The 24,301-nt window shown below is 70.1% G+C and carries 18 protein-coding genes and 1 tRNA gene; 12 read left to right on the top strand and 7 right to left on the bottom strand.

Going from position 1 to position 24,301, the window contains the following annotated elements; all coding sequences use genetic code 11:
• Positions 1-116: 116 nt before the first annotated feature.
• Positions 117-2,843 (bottom strand): DNA polymerase I, encoded by a 2,727-nt coding sequence (gene polA, locus ABZ471_RS14885; protein WP_359066310.1) that lies wholly within the window; start codon positions 2,841-2,843, stop codon positions 117-119.
• A 178-nt stretch (positions 2,844-3,021) separates the two neighbouring features.
• On the opposite strand from polA, the gene ABZ471_RS14880 reads away from it, so the two are divergent.
• The 9 genes from ABZ471_RS14880 (at position 3,022) to ABZ471_RS14840 (ending at position 13,015) form a co-directional block, all read left to right on the top strand.
• Positions 3,022-5,349 (top strand): FdhF/YdeP family oxidoreductase, encoded by a 2,328-nt coding sequence (locus ABZ471_RS14880; RefSeq protein WP_359066308.1) that lies wholly within the window; start codon positions 3,022-3,024, stop codon positions 5,347-5,349.
• Positions 5,350-5,397: 48 nt separating this feature from the next.
• Positions 5,398-5,889, top strand: coding sequence for a hotdog fold thioesterase (locus ABZ471_RS14875; RefSeq protein WP_359066306.1), 492 nt, complete (start codon positions 5,398-5,400; stop codon positions 5,887-5,889).
• 102 nt (positions 5,890-5,991) lie between these two features.
• Positions 5,992-6,381, top strand: a complete 390-nt coding sequence (locus tag ABZ471_RS14870) for a hypothetical protein (RefSeq protein ID WP_359066304.1) — start codon at positions 5,992-5,994, stop codon at positions 6,379-6,381.
• Positions 6,378-6,986, top strand: a complete 609-nt coding sequence (locus tag ABZ471_RS14865) for a Tat pathway signal sequence domain protein (RefSeq protein ID WP_359066302.1) — start codon at positions 6,378-6,380, stop codon at positions 6,984-6,986. The genes ABZ471_RS14870 and ABZ471_RS14865 overlap by 4 nt, the downstream gene beginning before the upstream one ends.
• Positions 6,987-7,274: 288 nt before the next feature.
• Positions 7,275-8,513, top strand: a complete 1,239-nt coding sequence (locus ABZ471_RS14860; RefSeq protein ID WP_359066300.1) for a branched-chain amino acid ABC transporter substrate-binding protein — start codon at positions 7,275-7,277, stop codon at positions 8,511-8,513.
• 110 nt (positions 8,514-8,623) lie between these two features.
• The gene (locus ABZ471_RS14855; protein ID WP_359066298.1) at positions 8,624-9,556 is read left to right on the top strand and encodes a branched-chain amino acid ABC transporter permease; all 933 of its coding nucleotides are present in this window, start codon (positions 8,624-8,626) and stop codon (positions 9,554-9,556) included.
• Between the two features lie 5 nt (positions 9,557-9,561).
• Positions 9,562-11,385, top strand: a complete 1,824-nt coding sequence (locus ABZ471_RS14850; protein ID WP_359066295.1) for a branched-chain amino acid ABC transporter permease — start codon at positions 9,562-9,564, stop codon at positions 11,383-11,385.
• Between the two features lie 5 nt (positions 11,386-11,390).
• Positions 11,391-12,302, top strand: coding sequence for an ABC transporter ATP-binding protein (locus tag ABZ471_RS14845; RefSeq protein WP_359066322.1), 912 nt, complete (start codon positions 11,391-11,393; stop codon positions 12,300-12,302).
• Positions 12,299-13,015, top strand: a complete 717-nt coding sequence (locus tag ABZ471_RS14840) for an ABC transporter ATP-binding protein (RefSeq protein ID WP_359066293.1) — start codon at positions 12,299-12,301, stop codon at positions 13,013-13,015. The genes ABZ471_RS14845 and ABZ471_RS14840 overlap by 4 nt, the downstream gene beginning before the upstream one ends.
• A 67-nt stretch (positions 13,016-13,082) precedes the next feature.
• On the opposite strand, the gene ABZ471_RS14835 is transcribed toward ABZ471_RS14840, so the two are convergent.
• Positions 13,083-13,739 carry a response regulator gene (locus ABZ471_RS14835; protein ID WP_359066291.1) on the bottom strand — a complete coding sequence of 219 codons (657 nt, stop codon included), beginning with the start codon at positions 13,737-13,739 and terminating at the stop codon, positions 13,083-13,085.
• A gap of 100 nt (positions 13,740-13,839) precedes the next feature.
• On the opposite strand from ABZ471_RS14835, the gene ABZ471_RS14830 reads away from it, so the two are divergent.
• A tRNA-Leu gene (locus tag ABZ471_RS14830) sits at positions 13,840-13,914 on the top strand.
• A 76-nt stretch (positions 13,915-13,990) separates the two neighbouring features.
• Here the strand turns inward: ABZ471_RS14830 and pyk are convergent.
• Positions 13,991-15,427 (bottom strand): pyruvate kinase, encoded by a 1,437-nt coding sequence (gene pyk, locus ABZ471_RS14825; RefSeq protein WP_359066289.1) that lies wholly within the window; start codon positions 15,425-15,427, stop codon positions 13,991-13,993.
• A gap of 158 nt (positions 15,428-15,585) precedes the next feature.
• Positions 15,586-16,281 carry an SIMPL domain-containing protein gene (locus ABZ471_RS14820; protein WP_359066287.1) on the bottom strand — a complete coding sequence of 232 codons (696 nt, stop codon included), beginning with the start codon at positions 16,279-16,281 and terminating at the stop codon, positions 15,586-15,588.
• A 149-nt stretch (positions 16,282-16,430) separates the two neighbouring features.
• On the opposite strand from ABZ471_RS14820, the gene ABZ471_RS14815 reads away from it, so the two are divergent.
• Entirely contained in the window at positions 16,431-18,236 is a 1,806-nt protein-coding gene (locus ABZ471_RS14815) for a 5'-nucleotidase C-terminal domain-containing protein (protein WP_359066285.1), read from the top strand.
• A 17-nt stretch (positions 18,237-18,253) separates the two neighbouring features.
• On the opposite strand, the gene ABZ471_RS14810 is transcribed toward ABZ471_RS14815, so the two are convergent.
• Together ABZ471_RS14810 and ABZ471_RS14805 are read right to left on the bottom strand one after the other, a co-directional pair.
• Positions 18,254-19,666, bottom strand: a complete 1,413-nt coding sequence (locus ABZ471_RS14810) for a SidA/IucD/PvdA family monooxygenase (RefSeq protein WP_359066284.1) — start codon at positions 19,664-19,666, stop codon at positions 18,254-18,256.
• Complete coding sequence (locus ABZ471_RS14805) at positions 19,663-21,021, bottom strand: pyridoxal-dependent decarboxylase (RefSeq protein WP_359066282.1); 1,359 nt, start codon at positions 21,019-21,021, stop codon at positions 19,663-19,665. The genes ABZ471_RS14810 and ABZ471_RS14805 overlap by 4 nt, the downstream gene beginning before the upstream one ends.
• 226 nt (positions 21,022-21,247) lie before the next feature.
• Here ABZ471_RS14805 and ABZ471_RS14800 point away from each other — a divergent pair, with 226 nt between their 5' ends.
• The gene (locus tag ABZ471_RS14800; RefSeq protein ID WP_359066280.1) at positions 21,248-21,784 is read left to right on the top strand and encodes a GNAT family N-acetyltransferase; all 537 of its coding nucleotides are present in this window, start codon (positions 21,248-21,250) and stop codon (positions 21,782-21,784) included.
• Positions 21,785-21,818: 34 nt separating this feature from the next.
• Here ABZ471_RS14800 and pepN read toward each other — a convergent pair whose 3' ends face one another.
• Complete coding sequence (gene pepN, locus ABZ471_RS14795) at positions 21,819-24,299, bottom strand: aminopeptidase N (protein ID WP_359066278.1); 2,481 nt, start codon at positions 24,297-24,299, stop codon at positions 21,819-21,821.
• Positions 24,300-24,301: the final 2 nt, after the last annotated feature.

Raw genomic sequence — 24,301 nt, 5'->3', positions numbered from 1 at the left:
TTTTTATTTTTGTTTTTTTTTTTGTTTTTTTTTGTTTTGTTTTTTTTTTGTTTGTCGGTCGTGGTTGGGTCCGTGGGTGTCCCGCACCCCGGCCATCTCCGTCGGATCGCCGAAGGTCAGTGCGCTGCCGACTCCCAGTCCGGGCCCACGCCCACGGAGACGTCGAGCGGGGCCCTCAGGTGGACCGCGTCGGCCATCTCGCGGCGGACGATCTCCTCGGTGGCCGTGCGCTCGCCGGGGGCGATCTCCAGGACGATTTCGTCGTGGACCTGGAGGAGCATGCGGGACCTGAGGTCCGCCGCGCGCAGGGCCCGGTCGACGTTGAGCATGGCGATCTTGACGATGTCGGCCGCCGTGCCCTGGATCGGCGCGTTCAGGGCCATGCGCTCGGCCGCCTCGCGGCGCTGACGGTTGTCACTGTTGAGGTCGGGGAGGTAGCGGCGGCGCCCGAAGAGCGTCGCCGTGTAGCCCGTCGCCCGCGCCTCGTCGACCGCCCGGCGCAGGTAGTCCCGTACGCCGCCGAAGCGCTCGAAGTAGGTGTCCATCAGGGCGCGCGCCTCGGCCGCCTCGATGTTCAGCTGCTGGGAGAGACCGAAGGCGGAGAGGCCGTACGCCAGGCCGTACGACATCGCCTTGATCTTGCGGCGCATCTCCGCGTCCACCGCGTCACGGCCGACCGAGAAGACCTGGGAGGCGACCGTCGTGTGCAGGTCCTCGCCGGAGGTGAACGCCTCGATCAGGCCCTCGTCCTCGGAAAGGTGGGCCATCACGCGCAGCTCGATCTGGCTGTAGTCGGCGGTCATCAGGGACTCGAAGCCCTCGCCGACCACGAAGCCGCGGCGGATCGCCCGGCCCTCGTCGGTACGGACCGGGATGTTCTGCAGGTTCGGGTCCGTGGAGGAGAGCCGGCCGGTCGCCGCCACCGTCTGGTTGAAGGTGGTGTGGATACGGCCGTCGGCCGCGACCGTCTTGATCAGGCCCTCGACCGTGACCCGCAGCTTCGCCTGCTCGCGGTGGCGGAGCATGATCACCGGCAGTTCGTTGTCCGTCTGGGTGGCGAGCCAGGCCAGGGCGTCCGCGTCGGTGGTGTAGCCGGTCTTGGTCTTCTTCGTCTTGGGCAGGGCCAGCTCGCCGAAGAGGACTTCCTGGAGCTGCTTGGGCGAGCCCAGGTTGAACTCGTGGCCGGCGGCGGCGTGCGCCTCCTTCACGGCCTGCTGCACGGCGGCCGCGAACATCTGCTCCATCGCTTCGAGGTGCGCGCGGTCGGCCGCGATGCCGTGGCGCTCCATGCGGGCGAGCAGGGTGGATGTGGGCAGTTCCATGTCCCGCAGGAGGTCGGCGGCGCCGACCTCCTGGAGGCGCTCCCCGAAGGCCTCGCCCAGGTCGAGGACGGCGCGGGCCTGGATCATCAGCGCCTCGGCCTCGGCGCCGTCGTCCGCGCCGAAGGCCAGCTGGCCGTCGGCCGCGGCGGCCGGGGCCAGCTCGCGGTGCAGGTACTCCAGGGACAGCGCGTCCAGGTCGAAGGAGCGGCGGCCCGGCTTGACCAGGTAGGCGGCGAGGGCGGTGTCCATGTCCACGCCCTCGACGCTCCAGCCGTGCTCGGCGAAGACGCGCATGGCGCCCTTGGCGTTGTGGAACACCTTGGGGCGGCCGGCGTCGGCCAGCCAGGCCGCGAACGCGTTCTCGTCGGCCTCGTCCAGTTCGGCGGGGTCGAACCAGGCGGCCGCTCCCTGAGCCGCGGCGAGCGCGACCTCGGCGACCGAGCCGGTGCCCAGGGCCCAGGTGTCGACCGTGGCGACGCCGAGGGTCCCGGTGCCGTGCTCGGCCAGCCAGGGGGCCAGCTCGCCGGCGCCGAGGATCTTGCCGTCCAGCTCTACGCCCTCCGCCGCGACCGGAGTGGCCTCGGCCTCCTCGGTGCCCGGGTCGACGGCGAAGAGACGCTCACGCAGGGACGGGTTACGGATCTCCAGGGTGTCCAGGACCATCGTGACGGTCTTGCGGTCGTACGGGGCCCGCTCCAGCTCGGTGACCGTCTTCGGCAGCTCGACCTGGCGCTCCAGCTCGGTGAGGCGGCGGTTGAGCTTGACCGCCTCGAGGTGGTCACGGAGGTTCTGCCCGGCCTTGCCCTTGACCTCGTCGACGCGCTCGACCAGCTCAGCGAACGAGCCGAACTGATTGATCCACTTCGCGGCGGTCTTCTCGCCGACACCGGGGATGCCGGGGAGGTTGTCGGACGGGTCGCCGCGCAGGGCCGCGAAGTCGGGGTACTGGACGGGCGTCAACCCGTACTTCTCGAAAACCTTCTCCGGGGTGAAGCGGGTCAGCTCCGAGACGCCCTTCGTCGGGTACAGCACGGTCGTGCTCTCGGTGACCAGCTGGAAGGAGTCTCGGTCGCCGGTGACGATCAGTACTTCGAAGCCCTCGGCCTCGGCCTGGGTGGCAAGGGTGGCGATGACGTCGTCCGCCTCGAAGCCCGCGACGGCGAAGCGCGGCGCGTGCATCGCGTCGAGCAGCTCGCCGATCAGCTCGACCTGGCCCTTGAACTCGTCCGGGGTCTTGGAGCGGTTCGCCTTGTACTCGGTGAACTGCTCGGAGCGCCAGGTCTTGCGGGAGACGTCGAAAGCCACCGCGAAGTGCGTGGGCGCCTCGTCACGCAGGGTGTTGGCCAGCATCGAGGCGAAGCCGTAGATCGCGTTCGTCGGCTGGCCCGTCGCGGTCGTGAAGTTCTCCGCGGGCAGCGCGAAGAACGCGCGGTAGGCCAGCGAGTGCCCGTCCATGAGCATCAGCCGGGGACGGGTACCGCCGGGGGTCTTGTCGGTCTTCTTCGATGCTGTCTCTGCCACGCCCCCGATCCTGCCACGCCCCACTGACAGTCCGGGCCGCGGCGGGTTCGGCACCGCGGGACGGCGTGCGACGCAAGCAGTGCTCCCGTCCCCCGGCAGGGCCGGGGCTCACGGCTGTCGGAGGCGCGTGGGAGGATCGGGCGCGTACTTCTCACACGCAGTCGAAGGGGACCGTGCGATGGCGACCAAGCCGCCCAAGGGCGATCCGGTTCAGGACGCGCCGCAGGTCGCGGAGCCGAAGCGCGCGGCGGCGGGGCTGCCCGCCATCGGGCACACCCTGCGCATCGCCCAGCAGCAGATGGGTGTGCGGCGGACCGCGCTGACCCTGCTGCGGGTGAACCAGAAGGACGGCTTCGACTGCCCGGGCTGTGCCTGGCCGGAGCCGGACCACCGGCACAAGGCGGAGTTCTGCGAGAACGGCGCCAAGGCGGTCGCCGAGGAGGCCACCCTGCGCCGGGTCGCCCCGGAGTTCTTCGCCGCACACTCCGTCGCCGACCTGGCCACCAGGAGCGGGTACTGGCTGGGGCAGCAGGGCCGGCTCACGCATCCCATGCACCTCCCCGAAGGGGGAGATCACTACGAGCCGGTCAGCTGGGAGCGTGCCTTCGACATCATCGCCGGGGAGATCTCCGCCCTCGGCTCCCCGGACGAGGCCGTCTTCTACACCTCGGGGCGGACCAGCAACGAGGCCGCGTTCCTGTATCAGCTCTTCGCCCGCGAGCTGGGCACCAACAACCTTCCCGACTGCTCGAACATGTGCCACGAGTCGTCCGGCTCGGCGCTCTCCGAGACCATCGGTATCGGCAAGGGCAGCGTCCTGCTGGAGGACCTCTACAAGGCCGACCTGATCATCGTGGCGGGGCAGAACCCCGGGACGAACCACCCGCGCATGCTCTCCGCCCTGGAGAAGGCCAAGGCGAACGGCGCGAAGATCATCAGCATCAACCCGCTGCCCGAGGCCGGCCTGGGGCGGTTCAAGAACCCGCAGACCGCACAGGGCATGCTCAAGGGCGCCGCCCTCAACGATCTGTTCCTGCAGATCCGCCTCGGCGGCGACCAGGCCCTGTTCCGTCTCCTCAACAAGCTGGTCCTGGAGACCGAGGGCGCGGTCGACGAGGAGTTCGTGCGCGAACACACGCACGGGTACGAGGAGTTCGCCGAGGCCGCGCGCGCCGCCGACTGGGACGAGACGCTCGCGGCGACCGGCCTCACGCGCGCGGAGATCGAGAAGGCCCTCGGCATGGTCCTCGCCTCGCAGCGGACCATCGTCTGCTGGGCCATGGGACTCACCCAGCACAAGCACGCCGTCCCGACCATCCGCGAAGTGGTCAACTTCCTGCTGCTGCGCGGCAACATCGGCCGCCCGGGCGCGGGCGTGTGCCCGGTGCGCGGCCACTCCAACGTGCAGGGCGACCGCACGATGGGCATCTTCGAGCGGCCCTCCGCGGCCTTCCTGGACGCGCTGGAGAAGGAGTTCGGGTTCGCGCCCCCGCGCGAGCACGGATTCGACGTCGTACGGGCCATCCGCGCGCTGCGGGACGGCGAGGCGAAGGTGTTCTTCGCCATGGGCGGCAACTTTGTCGCCGCCTCCCCCGACACGGAGGTCACGGAGGCGGCCATGCGGCGCGCGCGGCTGACCGTGCACGTGTCGACCAAGCTCAACCGCTCGCATGTCGTCACGGGCGCGCGTGCGCTGATCCTGCCGACGCTCGGCCGCACCGAACGCGATCTCCAGGGCAGCGGCGAGCAGTTCGTCACCGTCGAGGACTCCATGGGCATGGTGCACGCCTCACGCGGGCGGCTCGCGCCGGCAAGCCGGCAGCTGCTGTCCGAGCCGGCGATCGTGTGCCGGATGGCGCGCCGGGTGCTCGGCGCGGACAGCAAGGCGCCGTGGGAGGAGTTCGAGAAGGACTACGCGACGATCCGCGATCGCATCGCGCGCGTGATCCCCGGTTTCGAGGACTTCAACGCGCGCGTGGCCCGCCCCGGCGGCTTCACGCTGCCGCACGCGCCGCGCGACGAGCGCCGCTTCCCGACGGCGACCGGCAAGGCGAACTTCACGGCGGCACCGGTGGAGTACCCGGAGCTGCCCGAGGGCCGGCTGCTGCTGCAGACCCTGCGCTCGCACGACCAGTACAACACCACGATCTACGGCCTGGACGACCGCTACCGGGGCATCACCAACGGCCGCCGCGTGGTGCTGGTGAACCCGGAGGACGCGCGGGCCCTGGGAGTCGCCGACGGGTCCTACGTCGACCTGGTGAGCGAGTGGAAGGACGGTGTGGAGCGGCGGGCGCCCGGCTTCCGTGTCGTCCACTATCCGACGGCCCGGGGCTGCGCGGCGGCGTACTACCCGGAGACCAACGTGCTCGTTCCGCTGGACGCCACCGCCGACACCAGCAACACCCCGGCCAGCAAGTCCGTCGTGGTCCGCCTGGAGACCGCGCTCAAGACCAGCCCGGAGACCCGCCCGGAAGCCCGTCTGGAACAATCGGCGACCGACTGAGCGTTTGCTCAGTCACGAGACAGGCGTACGACGAACGGAGCCGGGCCCATGGGTGAGCAGCAGCAGGTGAAATTCCCGCAGGAGGTCATCGACGAGTACGCCGCACTCGGCGTCGACCTTCCCGCGCTGTTCTCGGCGGGTCACCTCGGGACGCGGATGGGCGTGCAGATCCTGGAGGCGTCGGCGGAGCGGGTCGTCGCGACCATGCCGGTGGAGGGCAACACCCAGCCGTACGGACTGCTGCACGGAGGCGCGTCCGCGGTGCTGGCGGAGACCCTCGGCTCGGTCGGCTCCATGCTGCACGGCGGCAGCTCGAAGATCGCGGTCGGCGTGGACCTGAACTGCACGCACCACCGCGGGGTCCGCTCGGGACTGGTGACCGGCGTGGCCACGCCCGTGCACCGGGGGCGGTCGACGGCGACGTACGAGATCGTCATCAGCGACGAGGAGGGGCGCCGGGTGTGCACCGCCCGGCTGACCTGCCTGCTGCGGGACGTGCGGTCCGGCGACGAGGCGCACGCCCGGCCCGCCGGCGACTGAGAGCGACCCCCGCGGGGCCGTTCTCCCCGCGGGACCGTTGCCCCCCGCCGTCCCTCCCCTTAGCGTCGGCACATGGGACGGCATGGGGTTTCCCTCCGGGGCATGAGGTTCCTGGTGCTCGGACCGGCGCTGTCCGCAGTCCTGTGGACGACCGGCTGCGGCCGGACGGACGGCGCCGGGCCGGGCAGCGGCGGCGCACCCACCTCATCCTCGTCCGCCTCCGCGTCGCCGACCTCCGACGCGGAGTTGTGCGCCAGGATCGTCGCGTACTGGTCGCGGAAGGTGCTCGACAGCGGCACCTACGGCGACTACCAGTCCATGGGGCTGTCGAACGGACAGTACGCGATCCTGCGGGACGTCGTGGACGCGGCACAGGCGGCCGAGCGGCACCAAGGGGCCGCCGCTGCGGACAAGTTGATCGACCGTCAGGCCCGCAGGGCGTGCGCCGAGCGGTACCGGCACGGCACCCCGAGCGGAGGTCCGTGGCAATGAGCGGCATCGGCCCCCTGGAGCCCGGCGAGGGCACGCGCGCGTGGGACAGCGCGCCACAACGGCCCACCGGCCCAAGGCGCGCACGGCTCACGGCCCTGTACGCAGGCCACCGCCGCGCCGTCCTTTCCCTCGCCGCCGCCGTGGCCCTCCTCGCGGGCGGCGGCTCTCTCTACGCGACCCGCCCGCAGCCACCGCCGCCGCCCGAAGTGCCGTACCCCGCACAGACGGTGGCGATGTCGTACCTACGCGATCGGGCCACCCCGCCCGGCGCACCGGCCCGCAGCTTCAGCTTCGAGGTGCTGCTGCGGGTGGAGACGGGACCGCCGGTCACCGTGACCCGGGTGACCCAGCCGTATGCCGGCCTCTCGCTGGTCGCGGCGCCGCACGTCCCCTTCCGGACAAAGGCAGGCTCCGCCCGCAAGATCACCATAACCATGCATGTGACGGAATGCGGAAAAGTTCCGAAGGACGCCGGGATGCCTTTCCTGGAAGTAACTCTACGTAATGCGCGCGCAATGCAGATTCAGAGTTTCATCCTCGGTTCCCGCTACGCACAGCACCTCTCCCAGGCCCTGAAAGTCGCCTGCAGCAACAGTGGCAGGTAATCACCAAAACTCCCGAGACGCCTGAACGGATCATGGTCGGTCCTGCAAGTTCTCACAATGCGGACAGGGCGAATCGGCCTGAATTCCGGCGTTCCCCCCACGGCGTACCGCTCTGCATTACCTCGTGTCATAACAAGAGCGTCACAGCATTGGTCAGACCCTCCTCCACGTTCCCTGCACACGCCTAGAGTCACGGCCAGTCACCGCGCCGTCGGATTCTCTCTTCGGCCTGGCGCGCGGCTCGACCGCTTCCACGGGGAGGCGGTCGTTCTGGGGAAAGGACTGATCGTGCGTCAACGTTCGCTCATCGCCATCACCGCCGCCCTGGCGGCGGGTGCACTCACCCTCACCGCCTGCGGCTCGCGCGACAGCGGCGACAAGGGATCGGACTCCGGCAACGGCGGCGGCACCACCGTCACCATCGGCGTCGACGCCCCGCTGACCGGCGACCTGTCCGCGCTCGGCCTGGGCATCCGGAACTCCGCTGACCTCGCGGCCAAGCAGGCCAACAAGAAGAACTACGTCAAGGGCGTCACCTTCAAGATCGAGGCCCTCGACGACCAGGCGCAGCCCTCCTCCGGTCAGTCGAACGCCTCCAAGTTCGTCAGCGAGAAGGAGGTCCTCGGTGTCGTCGGCCCGCTGAACTCCTCCGTCGCCCAGTCGATGCAGAAGGTCTTCGACGACGCGAAGCTGGTCGAGGTCTCGCCGGCCAACACCAACCCCGCCCTGACTCAGGGCGACAACTGGCAGAAGTCCAAGGCGCGGACGTACAAGTCGTACTTCCGTACCGCGACCACGGACGCCATCCAGGGCCCGTTCGCCGCGCAGTACGTCTACAACAAGGCCAAGAAGACCAAGGTCTTCGTCATCGACGACAAGAAGACCTACGGCGCCGGCCTCGCCGCGACCTTCACCGACGAGTTCAAGAAGCTCGGCGGCAAGGTGGTCGGCACCGAGCACATCAACCCGGACACCAAGGACTTCTCCGCGGTCGCCACCAAGGTGAAGAACTCCGGTGCCCAGGTCGTCTACTACGGCGGCGAGTACCCGCAGGCCGGCCCGCTCAGCAAGCAGATCAAGGCCGCCGGCGCCAAGATCCCGCTGGTCGGCGGTGACGGCATCTACGCCGAGGACTTCATCAAGCTGTCCGGCGCCTCCGGCGAAGGCGACCTCGCCACCTCGGTCGGCGCGCCGGTGGAGACGCTGCCCTCCGCCAAGGAGTTCGTCGCCAACTACAAGGCGGGCGGCTACAAGGAGGAGTACGGCGCGTACGGCGGTTACTCGTACGACTCGGCCTGGTCGATCATCGAGGCCGTGAAGAAGGTCGTGGACGCCAACGGCGGCAAGCTGCCGTCCGACGCCCGCGCCAAGATCACCGAGGCAATGCAGAACGTCTCCTTCGACGGTGTGACCGGCAAGGTCGCCTTCGACGAGTACGGTGACGCGACCAACAAGCAGCTCACCGTCTACTCCGTCACCAGTGGTGCCTGGAAGGCAGTGGAGTCCGGCACCTTCAACGGCAGCTGACCCACACCCGCACCAAGCCGAGCCGCGCGGGGCGCTGTTCCACTGGCGCCCCGCGCGGACTCGCATCCGGCTACATCCGTCGAACTTTCCGAACTCTCGGAGGACATGCGGTGAACGAACTGCCGCAGCAGCTGGTCAACGGCCTGCTACTGGGATCCATGTACGGGCTGGTCGCCATCGGCTACACGATGGTCTATGGCATTGTCCAGCTCATCAACTTCGCCCACGGCGAGATATTCATGACCGGCGCGTTCGGCGCGCTCACGGTCTACGCCTACATCCTTCCCGACGGCACCTCGATGTGGGTGGCTCTGCCGCTGATGCTCGTCGGCGCCATCCTCGTCGCCGTCACCGTCGCCGTGGGAGCGGAACGGTTCGCCTACCGTCCCCTGCGCAGCGCACCACGCCTCGCGCCCCTCATCACCGCCATCGGTCTCTCCCTCGCCCTGCAGCAGGCGGTGTGGGCCTGGTACCCGGGTGCCAAGTCCGCCCGCACCTTCCCGAGCATCCCCGGCGGCCCCTTCGAGATCGGCAACGTCACGATCCAGACCGGTGACATCTTCCTGGTCTGCGCGGCGCCGCTCAGCATGGCGTTCCTCGCCTACTTCGTGATGCGCACCCGGACCGGACGCGGCATGCAGGCCACCGCCCAGGACCCGGACACCGCGAAGCTGATGGGCGTCAACACCGACCGCATCATCGTGGTCGCGTTCGCCCTCGGTGCCACGTTCGCCGCCGTCGGATCCGTGGCCTACGGCCTCAAGTACGGCCAGATCGACTTCCGCATGGGCTTCATCCTCGGCCTGAAGGCGTTCACCGCGGCCGTCCTCGGCGGTATCGGCAACATCTACGGCGCCATGCTCGGCGGCCTCGTCCTCGGCGTCGCCGAGGCTCTGTCCACCGCCTACATCGCGGACATCCCGGGCATGGACAAGTTCGGCAGCCAGTCCTGGGCAGACGTCTGGGCGTTCGTACTCCTCATCCTCGTGCTGCTGTTCAGGCCACAGGGCCTGCTCGGCGAGCGCGTCGCGGACAGGGCGTGACACCGATGACCACACAGACCACCGCATCCGGGACCCCGAGCGCTCCCACGGCCGCACCCTCCGGCCTGATCGGCCTGCCCGCCCCGCTCGGACGGGCCCTCGCCACCGCCGGCGGCGCCCTCACGATCGTCTCCACGTTCCTCGCCTGGACCTGGACCGCCGAGTTCCCCGGCGACCTCACCGTCTACGGCTACCCGGGCGGCCTTCAGGTCCTCGTCCTGATCGGCGGCATCCTCACCACCGTGTTCGGCCTCGCCTCCTACGGCATCAAGGGCCTGAAGTGGCTGACTCCGGCCAGCGCCGACAGCGCCCTGAAGATGTCCGCGGTCGGCGTCTTCGCCACCGCCTGGTACACGGTCATCGCCATCAGCGTGAAGCTCGGCGGCCTGGTGAACCTGGAGGCCGGCGGCTTCATCGTCGCCCTCGCCACGCTCGCCGCCCTGGTCGGCGCGCTGGCCCTGCCGTTCGAGCGCCCGGCCCCGGACCTCGCCGACCCGGACGACACCGGCCTGGAGAAGTTCCGCCAGGACTCCCGGCAGAGCTGGAACAACTTCAAGGCGGCCTTCGCCTCCAAGGCCCCGGCTCCGGCCCCCAAGCTGCCCGCCTACGCCGAGATCCTCGTCATCATCGCGGCGATGGCGCTCGGTCTGATCGTCTTCACGTACGGCATCGGCACCGAGTACGACCAGCTGTTCGTCGGCTTCCTCCTCACCGCCGGCTTCGGCTTCGGCGCCCTCGCCAAGGCCGGGCTCGTGGCCCGGGTCTCGGCGATCACGGCGCGGCACCGCAACATCACCATGACCGGTGCCTTCGTCGCCGCGGCCGCCTTCCCCTTCACCCAGTCCGACGACCAGTACGCGACGATCGGCGTCTACATCCTGATCTTCGCCACCGTCGCGCTCGGCCTGAACATCGTCGTCGGCCTCGCCGGCCTCCTCGACCTCGGTTACGTCGCCTTCCTCGGTGTCGGCGCCTACACCGCGGCCCTGGTCTCCGGCTCGCCGTCCTCGCCGCTCCACGTCAGCTGGCCGTTCTGGGCCTCGGCGCTGACCGGTGCTGCCGTCGCCATGGTGTTCGGCGTCCTCATCGGCGCCCCGACCCTGCGGCTGCGCGGCGACTACCTCGCCATCGTGACGCTCGGCTTCGGTGAGATCTTCCGTATCACCGTCCTCAACATGGACGGCACCTCGGGCCCGGACGTCACCAACGGCTCCAACGGCATCTCCTCGATCCCGAACCTGGACATCCTCGGCTTCGACTTCGGCCAGGAGCACCAGCTCCTCGGCACCACCATCGGCCGGTTCGCGAACTACTTCCTGCTGATGCTGCTCATCACGCTCATCGTCGTCGTGGTGTTCCGGCGCAGCAGCGACTCCCGCATCGGCCGCGCCTGGATCGCCATCCGCGAGGACGAGACCGCCGCGCTCGCCATGGGCATCAACGGCTTCCGGGTCAAGCTCATCGCGTTCGCCCTGGGTGCCTGCATGGCCGGCCTCGCCGGCTCCGTCCAGGCCCACGTCACCTACACGGTGACCCCGGAGCAGTACCAGTTCGCCCACGTGGTGCCGCCCAACTCGGCCTTCCTGCTGGCCGCGGTGGTCCTCGGCGGAATGGGCACCATCTCCGGTCCGCTGGTCGGCGCCGCGCTGCTGTACCTGATCCCCGCCAAGCTCCAGTTCCTGGGCGACTACCAGCTCTTCGCCTTCGGCGTCGCGCTCGTGCTGCTGATGCGCTTCCGTCCCGAGGGCCTCATCCCCAACCGGCGCCGCCAGCTCGAATTCCACGAAGAGGCCGAAGCGCCCGCCGTCCTCAGCAAGGCAGGGGCGTGACCACGATGACCACCGACACCACCACCAAGGACGCCGCTCCCGGCGCTTCCGCACCCGGCGAGGTCGTGCTCGACGCGCGCGGCGTGACCATGCGCTTCGGCGGCCTGACGGCCGTGCGCAACGTCGACTTCACGGTCAACAGCGGCGAGATCGTCGGTCTGATCGGCCCCAACGGCGCCGGCAAGACCACCTTCTTCAACTGCCTGACGGGCCTGTACGTCCCCACCGAGGGCGAGGTCCGCTACAAGGGCAACGTGCTGCCGCCGAAGTCCTTCAAGGTCACCGCCGCCGGCATCGCCCGTACCTTCCAGAACATCCGTCTGTTCGCCAACATGACGGTCCTGGAGAACGTGCTCGTCGGCCGCCACACGCGCACCAAGGAGGGCCTGTGGTCCGCCCTGCTGCGCGGCCCTGGCTTCCACCGCGCCGAGAAGGCCTCCCGCGCCCGCGCCATGGAACTCCTGGCGTTCGTGGGCCTGGAGGCGAAGGCCGAGCACCTGGCCCGCAACCTCCCCTACGGCGAGCAGCGCAAGCTGGAGATCGCCCGGGCACTGGCCAGCGAGCCCGGCCTGCTGCTCCTGGACGAGCCGACCGCCGGCATGAACCCGCAGGAGACCCGGGCCACCGAGGAACTGGTCTTCGCCATCCGAGACATGGGCATCGCCGTCCTCGTCATCGAGCACGACATGCGCTTCATCTTCAACCTCTGCGACCGCGTCGCCGTCCTGGTGCAGGGCGAGAAGCTCGTCGAGGGCGACAGCGCGACCGTGCAGGGCGACGAGCGGGTCGTCGCCGCATACCTCGGCGAACCCTTCGAGAACGCTCCCGGCGACGAGGAGGTCGCCGAGGTCGAGGCGGCCGAGGCGCACGCCGAGACCACGACGGACGCCGCGCCCGGCAAGGAGAACGACCGATGACCGCACTGCTCGAAGTAGAGGACCTGCGGGTCGCCTACGGCAAGATCGAGGCCGTCAAGGGCATCTCCTTCAAGGTCGAGGCCGGCCAGGTGGTCACCCTGATCGGCACCAACGGCGCCGGTAAGACCACCACCCTGCGCACGCTCTCCGGTCTGCTCAAGCCGGTCGGCGGACAGATCAGGTTCAACGGCAAGTCGCTGAAGAAGGTCCCGGCCCACCAAGTGGTCTCGCTGGGCCTCGCCCACTCCCCCGAGGGTCGGCACATCTTCCCGCGCATGACCATCGAGGACAATCTGCGCCTCGGTGCGTTCCTGCGCAACGACAAGCCGGGCATCGAGAAGGACATCCAGCGCGCCTACGACCTCTTCCCCATCCTCGGGGAGCGCAGGAAGCAGGCCGCCGGCACCCTCTCGGGCGGTGAGCAGCAGATGCTGGCGATGGGCAGGGCGCTGATGTCCCAGCCCAAGCTGCTGATGCTGGACGAGCCGTCGATGGGTCTGTCGCCGATCATGATGCAGAAGATCATGGCGACGATCGCCGAGCTGAAGTCCCAGGGCACCACGATCCTGTTGGTCGAGCAGAACGCCCAGGCGGCGCTCTCGCTCGCCGACCAGGGTCATGTCATGGAGGTCGGCAACATCGTCCTGTCCGGCACCGGTCAGGACCTGCTGCACGACGAGTCGGTGCGCAAGGCGTACCTCGGCGAGGACTGATCGCCGCACACGACAAGGCCCGCGCCCTCTTCTCCGGGGCGCGGGCCTCGTCGTTCGCGTGCGGCGCTCAGGCCTTCTTGGCGGCCTTCTTCTCCTCGTTGTCCGCGATGACCGCCTCGGCGACCTGCTGCATCGACAACCGGCGGTCCATGGAGGTCTTCTGGATCCAGCGGAAGGCGGCGGGCTCGGTCAGTCCGTACTCGGTCTGCAGGATGGACTTCGCGCGGTCGACCAGCTTGCGGGTCTCCAGCCGCAGGGTGAGGTCGGCGACCTCCTGCTCCAGCTGCTTCAGCTCGGTGAAGCGGGAGACGGCCATCTCGATGGCCGGCACGACATCGCTCTTGCTGAACGGCTTCACCAGATAGGCCATGGCGCCGGCGTCCCGGGCCCGCTCGACCAGGTCGCGCTGGGAGAAGGCGGTGAGCATGAGGACCGGGGCGATGGACTCCTCGGCGATCTTCTCGGCCGCGGAGATGCCGTCCAGCTTGGGCATCTTCACATCGAGGATCACCAGGTCCGGCCGGTGCTCGCGGGCCAGCTCCACGGCCTGCTCCCCGTCCCCGGCCTCGCCGACGACGGTGTACCCCTCTTCCTCCAGCATCTCTTTCAGATCGAGCCGGATCAGGGCCTCGTCCTCGGCGATGACGACTCGGGTCGTCAGCGGAGGCACGTGCGACTTGTCGTCGTCGGGCGCGTCTACGGGCTGGGGCGACTCGGCGGTCACGGGGGCTCCTCGTTCAGGGCAGGGGTACTGCTGACAAGAGCCTACCTAGCTACGGTATGGTGGACGCGCGGAGGGTCAAGGGAAACCTTGGATTCTGCGAGCCCCGGTAGCCCAATTGGCAGCAGGCAACGGATTCAAAACCCGTACAGTGTCGGTTCGAGTCCGACCCGGGGCACTTTTCCTTGGATTCCAAGGTCAGCGAATTGGCGGGGCCCCTCGTGGCGAGGGGCCCTTTTCCGTGCGCCGCCCCGCTAGCGGGGACTGTCGTCCTCGCCGATGTGGTGCACGCGGACCATGTTGGTCGAGCCGGAGACACCGGGCGGGGAGCCCGCCGTGATGACCACGACGTCGCCCTTGCGGCAGCGGCCGTACTTCAGCAGCAGCTCGTCCACCTGGTCGACCATGGCGTCCGTGGAGTCGACGTGCGGACCGAGGAAGGTCTCCACGCCCCACGTCAGGCTGAGCCGGGAGCGAGTGGCCTGTTCCGGGGTGAAGGCCAGCAGCGGAATCGGCGAGCGGTAGCGGGACAGCCGGCGGGCCGTGTCTCCCGACTGGGTGAACGCCACCAGGAACTTCGCCCCGAGGAAGTCGCCCATCTCGGCCGCGGCCCGGGCGACCGCGCCGCCCTGGGTGCGGGGCTTGTTCCGCTCGGTCAGCGGCGGCAGGCCCTTGGCGAGGATGTCCTCCTCGGCCGCCTCGACGATCTTCGCCATGGTCCGCACGGTCTCGATCGGGTACTTGCCGACGCTGGTCTCGCCGGAGAGCATCACCGCATCCGTGCCGTCGATCACCGCGTTGGCCACGTCCGAGGCCTCGGCGCGGGTCGGGCGGGAGTTGTCGATCATCGAGTCCAGCATCTGGGTGGCCACGATGACCGGCTTGGCGTTGCGCTTGGCGAGCTTGACAGCGCGCTTCTGCACGATCGGGACCTGCTCCAGCGGCATCTCCACGCCCAGGTCGCCGCGCGCGACCATGATGCCGTCGAAGGAGGCGACGATGTCGTCGATGCTGTCGACGGCCTGCGGCTTCTCGACCTTGGCGATCACCGGGAGGCGGCGGCGCTCCTCGTCCATGATCCGGTGGACGTCCTCGACATCCTTGCCGCTGCGGACGAAGGAGAGGGCGATGACGTCGAAGCCGGTGCGCAGCGCCCAGCGCAGGTCGTCCTCGTCCTTCTCGGAGAGAGCCGGCACCGAGACGGCGACACCCGGGAGGTTCAGGCCCTTGTGGTCGGAGACCATGCCGCCCTCGACCACCCGGGTGTGAACCCGGGGGCCGTCGACGGCGGTGACCTCCAGGCAGACCTTTCCGTCGTCGACCAGGACGCGCTCGCCGGGCGTGACGTCGGCGGCGAGACCGGCATAGGTGGTGCCGCACGCGTGCCGGTCGCCCTCGACACCTTCCTCCACGGTGATGGTGAAGGAGTCGCCGCGTTCAAGGAGTACGGGACCTTCGCTGAAACGGCCGAGCCGGATCTTCGGACCTTGAAGGTCGGCGAGGATTCCGACGCTGCGACCGGTTTCGTCGGCCGCCTTTCGTACGCGCTGGTAACGCTCCTCGTGCTCGGCGTGAGTGCCGTGGCTGAGGTTGAAGCGGGCGACGTCCATTCCGGCCTCGACCAGTGCCTTGATCTGGTCGTACGAGTCGGTGGCGGGCCCCAGAGTGCAGACGATCTTTGCTCGGCGCATGTTTCGAGCCTAGGCCTTACCGGCCGGTAGAAAATCCGGGCAGCATGACCACTCAACAACCTTTGAGTAAAGGGCTATTGACAAGTGTTGAATTGTGCAGTGGCCCGCTCCTATGAGCGATTTTTTCGGTCGCCCATTGTCCGTGATCGTTCGTTGATTCACAGCCGTGGCGGCACGAGGGTGAATTGGGCGCTGACCTGAGCCGTCACCCGCAGGCGCGAAGGTTCCAGGTCGAGGGGCTCGGCCTCCTCGGCCGCATCGGCCATGCTCATGCGCCGGACGCCCCGGCCGAAGGCGGCCCCGCCGGCCCGCGGACGCTCGGCGCCGGTGTCGGCCAGCTCGACCAGGGCGGCGATCGTGGTGCCCAGGGCCTCGGCGTACTCCCGGGCGCGCTGGACCGCCTCGCCGACCGCCCGCCGCCGGGCCTCGGCATGCACCGGCGAGCCGGGACGCAGGGACCACCAGGGGCCGTCGACCCGGGTCAGCTCCAAGTCGGCCAGCCGGGTGGTCAGTTCACCGAGGACGGTGAAGTCGGAGAACTCCGCGCCGAGATGGACCCGTCCCTGGTAACTGCGCACCCGCTCACCCCGGCCGCGCTCGGTGAGTTCCGGGGTGATGGAGAAGGCGCCGGTGGACAGCTCCTCCACCGCGTCCCCGTAGGACTTCACGAGGTCGAGGGCGGTCGCGTTGCGCCGGGTCAGGTCGTCCAGCGTCGAGCGCCGGTCGCGGCCGCGGGCGCTCACGGTCACGCCGATGCGGGCTACCTCGGGCTCGACCTCGAGTTCGGCCTCGCCGCGGACCACCAGGAGGGGAGCGTCGGGAGTCCCGTACGGGACGGTCGCAGAAGAGGTCATACGCCCCACTCTGTCACGCGCTTCCCGGTCGGGCGGTCGGAGTTCACGCAACAGGTCACCAGATCGCAACCTCTTGGACCTGTTGCCGTAGGTCATGAGCAGGACAGAATCTACGCGCGTTGTTGACCATTCGCCGAGGAGACCCAGAGATGCCCTTGAACCGCCGGAAGTTCCTGAAGAAGTCCGCCGCGACGGGAGCGGGAGTGGCGATCGCCGGTGCGGCAGCGGCTCCGGCGGCCGAGGCGGCCGAGCAGCAGCGGCCCGGGAAGCACGTGAAGCGCTACTCGCTCACCGTCATGGGCACCACCGACCTGCACGGCCACGTCTTCAACTGGGACTACTTCAAGGACACGGAGTACTCCGACAAGGCGGGCAACGCCCAGGGCCTGGCCCGCATCTCGACGCTCGTCAACCAGATCCGCGCGGAGAAGGGCCACTGCAACACGCTGCTGCTGGACGCCGGCGACACGATCCAGGGCACCCCGTTGACGTACTACTACGCCAAGGTCGACCCGATCACCGCCAAGGGCGGCCCGGTGCACCCGATGGCGCAGGCCATGAACGCGATCGGGTACGACGCCGCGGCGCTCGGCAACCACGAGTTCAACTACGGCATCGAGACCCTGCGCAAGTTCGAGGACCAGCTGGACTTCCCGCTGCTCGGTGCCAACGCCGTCGACGCGAAGACGCTGCGGCCCGCCTTCCCGCCCTACTTCGTCAAGACGTTCCACGTGCCGGGCGCCCGGCCGGTCAAGGTCGCCGTGCTCGGTCTGACCAACCCGGGCATCGCGATCTGGGACAAGGCCTACGTCCAGGGCAAGCTGACGTTCCCGGGCCTGGAGGAGCAGGCCGCGAAGTGGGTGCCGAAGCTGAAGTCGCTGGGTGCGGACGTCGTCGTCGTGTCGGCGCACTCCGGGTCCTCCGGCACGTCGTCGTACGGTGACCAGCTGCCGTACGTCGAGAACGCGGCCGCCAACGTCGCCAAGCAGGTTCCGGACATCGACGCGATCCTCGTCGGCCACGCGCACGTGGAGATCCCGGAGCTGAAGGTCACCAACGACAAGACCGGGAAGACGGTCGTGCTGTCGGAGCCGCTGGCGTACGCGGAGCGGCTGTCCGTGTTCGACATCGAGCTGGTCTTCGCCAAGGGCCGGTGGACCGTCGAGTCCGTCTCCTCGAAGGTGCTCAACTCCAACACGGCCGCCGACGACCCGAAGATCACCAAGCTGCTCGGCGACGAGCACGCGAAGGTCGTCACCTACGTGAACCAGGTCGTCGGCACCGCGACCGACACCCTGACGACGGTCGAGGCCCGCTACAAGGACGCCCCGATCATCGACCTGATCACCAAGGTCCAGGAGGACGTGGTCAAGACCGCGCTCGCGGGCACCGAGTACGCCTCGCTGCCGGTGATCGCACAGGCCTCGCCGTTCTCCCGCACCTCCGAGATCCCGGCCGGCAAGGTGACCATCCGGGACCTGTCGAGCCTGTACGTGTACGACAACACGCTGGTCGCCAAGCTGCTGACGGGCGCCCAGGTACGGGCCTACCTGGAGTACTCGGCGGCGTACTACGTCCAGACGGCCGCCGACGCCGCGGTCGACGTGGAGAAGCTGACGAACGCGGGCGGCCGTCCCGACTACAACTACGACTACGTCTCGGGCCTGTCGTACGACATCGACGTCGCGCAGCCGGCCGGATCGCGGATCAAGAACCTCACCTTCAACGGTGCCGCGCTGGACGACGCCCAGCAGTTCGTGTTCGCGGTGAACAACTACCGCGCCAACGGCGGCGGCGCCTTCCCGCACGTCGCCTCGGCCAAGGAGCTGTGGTCGGAGTCGACGGAGATCCGCACCCGGATCGCGGAGTGGGTCACCGCCAAGGGCGTCCTGGACCCGAAGGAGTTCGCGTCCGTGGACTGGAAGCTGACCCGGGGCGGCACGCCGGTCTTCTAGAGACCGGACACGGTCGGCTACCTGTCCTCGACGAGCGGAGTCAGTCGCTTCGCCTGCCTGACCTGCGGGATTCGGGGCTGCGGCTGCTGAAGTCCGAACGTGGTGAAGGCCGTACGCGCGGGCAGCGGGTACGGCTCCTTCCCCGTGAGGGAGTTGAGGATGGTGGCGCTGCGCCAGGCGGCGAGGCCGAGGTCGGGGGTGCCGACGCCGTGGGTGTGCAGTCCGGCGTTCTGGACGTACACCGATCCGGTGACCGAGGGGTCGAGGACGAGCCGGAACTCCTCCTCAAGGCGCGGGCGTTCGCTGCTGTCGCGGCGCAGGTAGGGGTCGAGCCCGGCGAGCATGCGGTCGAGCGGGCGTTCGTGGTAGCCGGTGGCCAGGACGACGGCATCGGTGGTGAGCCGGGTGCGGCTGCCCTGCTGAAGGTGTTCCAGGTGCAGTTCGATCTTGGTGGTGGCGATGCGGCCGCCGGTGCGGACCTGGACGCCGGGGGTCAGGACGACATCGGGCCAGCCGCCGTCCAGGCTGCGCCGGTACAGCTCGTCGTGGACGGCGGCGAGGGTGCCGGCGTCGATGCCCTTGTGCAGCTGCCACTGGGCGGGGATCAACCGCTCGCGGACGGGCTCGGCGAGGGCGTGGAAGTAGCGGGTGTAGTCGGGGGTGAAGTGCTCCAGGCCGAGCTTGGAGTACTCCATGGGCGCGAACGCCTCGGTACGCCCGATCCAGTGCAGCTTCTCGCGGCCCGCGGGGCGGTGGCGCAGCAGGTCGAGGAAGACCTCGGCGCCGGACTGTCCGGAGCCGACGACGGTGACGTGCTCGGCGGCGAGGACGGCGGCGCGGTGGTCGAGGTAGTCGGCGGCGTGGAAGACCGGGACGCCGGACGCCTCGACCAGGGGCCTGAGGTGGTCGGGCACGTAGGGGGCCGTGCCGACACCGAGAACGATGTTGCGGGTGTAGGTGCGGCCCAGCGACTCGGCCTCGCCGTCGGCGTCGAGCTGGGTGAAGTCGACCTCGAACACGTCGCGTTCGGAGTTCCAGCGGACGGCGTCGACCTGGTGGCGGAAGCGCAGCCCGGGGAGGTTCTGGGAGACCCAGCGACAGTAGGCGTCGTACTCGGCGCGCTGGATGTGGAAGCGCTCGGCGAAGTAGAAGGGGAAGAGCCGCTCGCGGGTTCTGAGGTAGCTGAGGAAGCTCCACGGGCTGGTGGGGTCGGCGAGGGTCACCAGGTCGGCCAGGAAGGGCACCTGGACGGTGGCGCCCTCGATGAGGAGGCCGGGGTGCCAGTCGAAGGCGGGGCGCTGCTCGTAGAACACGGCGTCGAGTTCGGCGAGCGGGTGGGCGAGGGCGGCGAGGGAGAGGTTGCAGGGGCCGATGCCGATGCCGACCAGGTCGCGCGGGGACTCGGGCTCGTGGAGTGGGGGGATGGTCATCTGGGGGTCGTTCCTTCTACGAGTGCGAGGAGCTGGGCCAGTTCGTCCGGCCGGGTGTGGGGGTTGAGGATGGTGGCCTTGAGCCAGAGGCGGCCGTCGAGGCGTGCGCGGCCGAGGACGGCCCGGCCCTCGTGCAGCAGCCTGCGGCGTACGGCGGCCACGGCGTCGTCGTCCGCGCCCGCGGGCCGGAACAGGACCGTGCTGATGACGGGCCGGTCGTACAGCTCCAGGCGGGGGTGGCCCTGGACGAGCGCGGCGAACTCGCGTGCGCGGGCGCAGACCTGGTCGACCAGGGCGCCGGTGCCGGTGCGGCCCAGCGTCTTCAGGGTGACGGCGATCTTGAGGATGTCCGGGCGGCGCGTGGTCCGCAGGGAGCGGCCGAGCAGATCGGGGAGTCCGGCCTCGGTGTCGTCGTCGGCGTTCAGGTAGTCGGCGTGCTGGTGCAGGACGGCGAGTTCCGGAGGCCGTGCCACGGCGAGCAGGCCGGCGGCGGCCGGCTGCCAGCCGAGCTTGTGCAGGTCGAGGGTGACCGTGTGGGCGGCGTCGAGTCCGGCCAGCTTCCCCCGGTGCCGCTCGCTGAAGGCGAGGCCTCCGCCGTAGGCGGCGTCGATGTGCAGGCGGACGCCGTGGACGCCGCACAGGCCGGCGATCTCGGTCAGCGGGTCGATGAGCCCGGCGTCCGTGGTGCCGGCGGTGGCGGCGACCAGCAGCGGGCCGGAGAGCGCGCTGAGGGCGGCATCGAGGGCGGCCGGGTCGAGGACGCCGCCGGGGGCGGGGACGACGACCGGCTCCGGCAGGCCGAGGAGCCAGGCGGCGCGGGGCAGGGAGTGGTGGGCGTTGGCCCCGCAGACCAGGCGGACGCTGCCGCCGTGGGCCTCGCGGGCGAGCAGCAGGGCGAGCTGGTTGGACTCGGTGCCGCCGGTCGTGACCAGGGCGTCGGCGAGGCCGATCTCGCGGGCGAGGGCGCGGGTGACCTCGGCCTCCAGGGCGGAGGCGGCCGGAGCCTGGTCCCAGGAGTCCAGGGACGGGTTGAGGACGCTCGCGGCGAGGTCGGCGGCGGTGGCGACGGCGAGGGGCGGGCAGTGCAGATGGGCCGCGCACAGCGGGTCGGCGGGGTCGGCGGCGCCTGCGGCCAGGGCGTGCACGAGGGCACGCAGCGCGTCGGGGTCACCGTCCTTCGGGAGGACGTCCCCGAGGGCGTCGGCGACCCGTGCGGCGACGACCTCGGGCCCGCCGGCCGGCAGCGGGCCGCCGCGGGCCCGGCCGCCGCTCGCGAGCGCGTCGAGCACGGTGTCCAGGAGCGGCCGCAGGGCTCCGGGGCCGTCGGGTCCTGAGGCGAGGGGCGGCGTACTCATGGGCTCTCCTCCGGGACGCGGGGGCAAGGGGGCGACCATGGGGGTGTCCGGCCTGTGCAGGGGCCTTTGTGCGGCGGCGTCTTCCAGTTTGTACGGGAAGGATCCCGCGCGTCCGGAAAGCCCAACGATCGGAACCCGAAAGTGGGTACTGCCGTACGGGGCAAACACGTTGGAACGTGGGAACGGCGCCGGTCCCGCGGCTAACGTCGGTCGGATGGAGGCGTGGATGATCGACGTGCCCGGTGAGCGGGTGGTGGTGCGCGAGCCCGGTCCCGCGGACGAGGTGCCGTTGCTGACGCTGTTCGGGGAGTGCGAGGACTGGTTCGTGGCGGTGACGGGGCTGCCGTCCGGGCCGGGTGACGTGCAGAGCCTGTTCTACGCACTGCCGGAGGGCGCGAGCCCCGACGACAAGGTGCTTCTGGTGCTGGAGCGGGACGGCGTGGTCGCGGGCCTGGTGGACGCCGTGCGGGACCATCCGGAGCCGGGCGCGGTGGCGGTGGGCCTGTTCCTGCTGGCGCCGTGGGCGCGGGGCCGGGGTCTGGGCCGTGCGCTGGCCGAGTCCCTGCTGGCCCGTGCCGGGCAGGTGCCCCTGGTCACGGCGGCGGTGCCGGCCGGCTGGCGCTCCGGCGAGCGCTTCCTCGAGCGGCTCGGTTTCGCCCTGGACGCCGCTGTTCCCGCCCCGGCCGAGACGGGCAGCCGGTGGACGGGACCACGCGAAGGGGGCGTGCGGCGGGCCGAGTTGCGGCGGACCGGCACGGGCTGAACCCGGTCCGCCGAAGAGGCTGCTCCTCGGGTGGTTACTCGCCCCGTGCCCGCAATGCCCGGGCCAGGTCGTCCAGTTCGTCGACCAGCTTGCGGCGCAGGGCGACGACCGGGTCGGCCTCGCGCAGACAGGCCTCGCCGAGGGCGAGGTGCTCGGCGTCGACGGCGTGGTACGGGAAGGCCCAGCGGCCGGCCGCGACGGCGATGGCCGGGCCGCGGCGGGCGGCGAGGGCGACCACGTCCTCGTAGTAGCGCGATACGTACTCCCGTACCAGATCGGCCTGTTCAGGCTGCCAGAAACCCCGCGCGGTGGCCGTGAACAGGTAGTTGGAGAGGTCGTCCGTGGCGAACATCGCCTCCCAGGCCGCGCGCTTGGCCTCGGCGTCGGGCAGGGCGGCACGGCAGGTGGCGGCGCCCTCCTGGCCGGTGGCGGACGGGTCGCGCTCCAACTCGGCGGCGACGGCGGCCTCGTCGGTGGCGCCGAGCACGGCGAGCCGGCCGAGGATGCGCCAGCGCAGCTCGGGGTCGAGTTCCGGGCCGCCGGGCACCGTGCCGTCGGCGAGCCAGGCCGCGATGGTGTCGGGGTGGGCGGCGACGTCGATGAAGTGCCGTACGGCGATCAGGCGCAGGCCGGGGTTGTCGCCGTCCTCGGTGCGGCGCAGCAGGTCGCGGCAGAGGGAACCGAGGGTGGCGAGGGCGGCCGGGCGCTCCTCGGCGCTCAGATAGCGGTCGGCGACATGGGCGGAGGCGAAGGCGAGGACTCCCTGGACGAGGGCCAGGTCGGTCTCGCGCGGGAGGTGGGCGCGGGCCGTGTCCAGGTAGGCTCGGGGCGGGAGTTCGCCGTCGCGGACGGCGTCCCTGAGGGCGTTCCACACCACCGCGCGGGTGAGCGGGTCGGGCAGCCCGGACAGGCTCGAGCGGACCGCCTCGAAGGACTCGGCGTCGAAGCGGACCTTGGCGTAGGTCAGGTCGCCGTCGTTGAGCAGGAGCAGCGCGGGACGCTTTCCGACGGGCTCCGGGGCGGTCTGCGGGAGGTCGAGGTCGATGCGTTCGCGCAGGACGAGGCGACCCTCGTCGGTGAGGTCGCGGTCGTACAGGCCGACGGTGACGCGGTGCGGGCGGCTGCCCGCGCGGTCCACGGTCAGCGCGCAGGTGCCGTCGGCGGACCGGAGCGACGGGGTGAGCGTGTCGACTCCGGTGGTGCGCAGCCAGGCGTCGGCCCAGGCGTGCACGTCGCGCTCGGTGGCCGCGGCGAGGGAGTCGATGAAATCGGCGAGGGTGGCGTTGGCGAAGCGGTGCCGCTTGAAGTGGATGTTGATGCCGGCGAGGAAGTCCTTCTCGCCGAGCCAGGCCACCAGCTGGCGCAGCGCGGAGGCGCCCTTGGCGTAGGAGATGCCGTCGAAGTTGAGCAGCGCGGCGGCGGTGTCGTCGACCGCCTCGGGGGCGACCGGGTGGGTGGAGGGGCGCTGGTCGGCGTCGTAGCCCCAGGCCTTGCGGGTGACGCCGAACTCGACCCACGGTTCGGTGAAGCGGGTCGCCTCGAGGGTGGTCTGGTAGCCCATGTACTCGGCGAAGGACTCGTTCAGCCAGATGTCGTCCCACCACTTGAGGGTGACGAGGTCGCCGAACCACATGTGGGCCATCTCGTGGGCGATGACCATGGCGCGGGTCTGCCGCTCGGTGTCGGTGACGGCCGAGCGGAAGACGAAGTCGTCGCGGAAGGTGACCAGGCCGGGGTTCTCCATGGCGCCGGCGTTGAACTCGGGGACGAACGCCTGGTCGTAGGAGTCGAAGGGGTAGGGCTCCTCGAACTTCTCGTGGTAGCGGTCGAAGCACGCGCGCGTGACGTCGAGGATCTCCTCGGCGTCGGCGTCGAGGTGGGGGGCGAGGGAGCGGCGGCAGTGGATGCCGAAGGGCAGTCCGCGGTGCTCGGTGCGCACGGAGTGGAAGGGGCCGGCGGCGACCGCGACGAGATAGGTCGAGATCAGCGGGGTCGGGGCGGCACGCCAGCGGCCCGAGCCGAGGTGTTCGGTGATGCCGTTGGCGAGGACGGTCCAGCCTTCGGGGGCGGTGACGGTCAGCTCGAAGACGGCCTTCAGGTCGGGCTGGTCGAAGGCGGCGAAGACGCGCTGGACGTCGTCGAGGAACAGCTGTGTGTAGACGTACGTCTCGCCGTCGGTGGGGTCGGTGAAGCGGTGCATGCCCTCGCCGGTGCGGGAGTAGCGCATGGCCGCGTCGACGCGCAGTTCGTGCTCGCCGGCGGTGAGGTTCTCCAGCGGCAGCCGGCCGTCGCGGAAGGACTCCGGGTCGAGGGGCTTTCCGTCGAGTGTGGCGCCGCGCAGCTCGGCGGGCTTCAGCTCGACGAACGTGTCCCCGCCGGATTGCGCGCTGAACCTGATCACGGTACGGGAGTCGAAGGTCTCGTCCCCCGTGGTGAGGTCCAGCTCGATCGTGTAACGGTGGACGTCGAGGAACTGTGCTCGGAGCTGCGCTTCGTCGCGCGTGATGACGGACATGC

It is taken from the genome of Streptomyces sp. NPDC005728, assembly GCF_040630895.1.
Taxonomy (GTDB): Bacteria; Actinomycetota; Actinomycetes; order Streptomycetales; family Streptomycetaceae; genus Streptomyces.
The sequence above is the reverse complement of the archived record's forward strand: the minus strand, read 5'-3'. Positions and strand labels throughout refer to the sequence as shown.

Bases quoted from the DNA above. Each gene is read 5' to 3' on its own strand.
- ABZ471_RS14810 (WP_359066284.1), bottom strand. From the start codon at position 19,666: ATGACCATCCCCCCACTCCACGAGCCCGAGTCCCCGCGCGACCTGGTC.
- ABZ471_RS14865 (WP_359066302.1), top strand. From the start codon at position 6,378: ATGAGCGGCATCGGCCCCCTGGAGCCCGGCGAGGGCACGCGCGCGTGG.
- ABZ471_RS14820 (WP_359066287.1), bottom strand. From the start codon at position 16,281: ATGACCTCTTCTGCGACCGTCCCGTACGGGACTCCCGACGCTCCCCTC.
- ABZ471_RS14880 (WP_359066308.1), top strand. From the start codon at position 3,022: ATGGCGACCAAGCCGCCCAAGGGCGATCCGGTTCAGGACGCGCCGCAG.
- ABZ471_RS14850 (WP_359066295.1), top strand. From the start codon at position 9,562: ATGACCACACAGACCACCGCATCCGGGACCCCGAGCGCTCCCACGGCC.
- ABZ471_RS14870 (WP_359066304.1), top strand. From the start codon at position 5,992: ATGAGGTTCCTGGTGCTCGGACCGGCGCTGTCCGCAGTCCTGTGGACG.
- ABZ471_RS14845 (WP_359066322.1), top strand. From the start codon at position 11,391: ATGACCACCGACACCACCACCAAGGACGCCGCTCCCGGCGCTTCCGCA.
- pepN (WP_359066278.1), bottom strand. From the start codon at position 24,299: ATGTCCGTCATCACGCGCGACGAAGCGCAGCTCCGAGCACAGTTCCTC.
- pyk (WP_359066289.1), bottom strand. From the start codon at position 15,427: ATGCGCCGAGCAAAGATCGTCTGCACTCTGGGGCCCGCCACCGACTCG.
- ABZ471_RS14805 (WP_359066282.1), bottom strand. From the start codon at position 21,021: ATGAGTACGCCGCCCCTCGCCTCAGGACCCGACGGCCCCGGAGCCCTG.
- ABZ471_RS14800 (WP_359066280.1), top strand. From the start codon at position 21,248: ATGATCGACGTGCCCGGTGAGCGGGTGGTGGTGCGCGAGCCCGGTCCC.
- ABZ471_RS14840 (WP_359066293.1), top strand. From the start codon at position 12,299: ATGACCGCACTGCTCGAAGTAGAGGACCTGCGGGTCGCCTACGGCAAG.
- ABZ471_RS14875 (WP_359066306.1), top strand. From the start codon at position 5,398: ATGGGTGAGCAGCAGCAGGTGAAATTCCCGCAGGAGGTCATCGACGAG.
- ABZ471_RS14815 (WP_359066285.1), top strand. From the start codon at position 16,431: ATGCCCTTGAACCGCCGGAAGTTCCTGAAGAAGTCCGCCGCGACGGGA.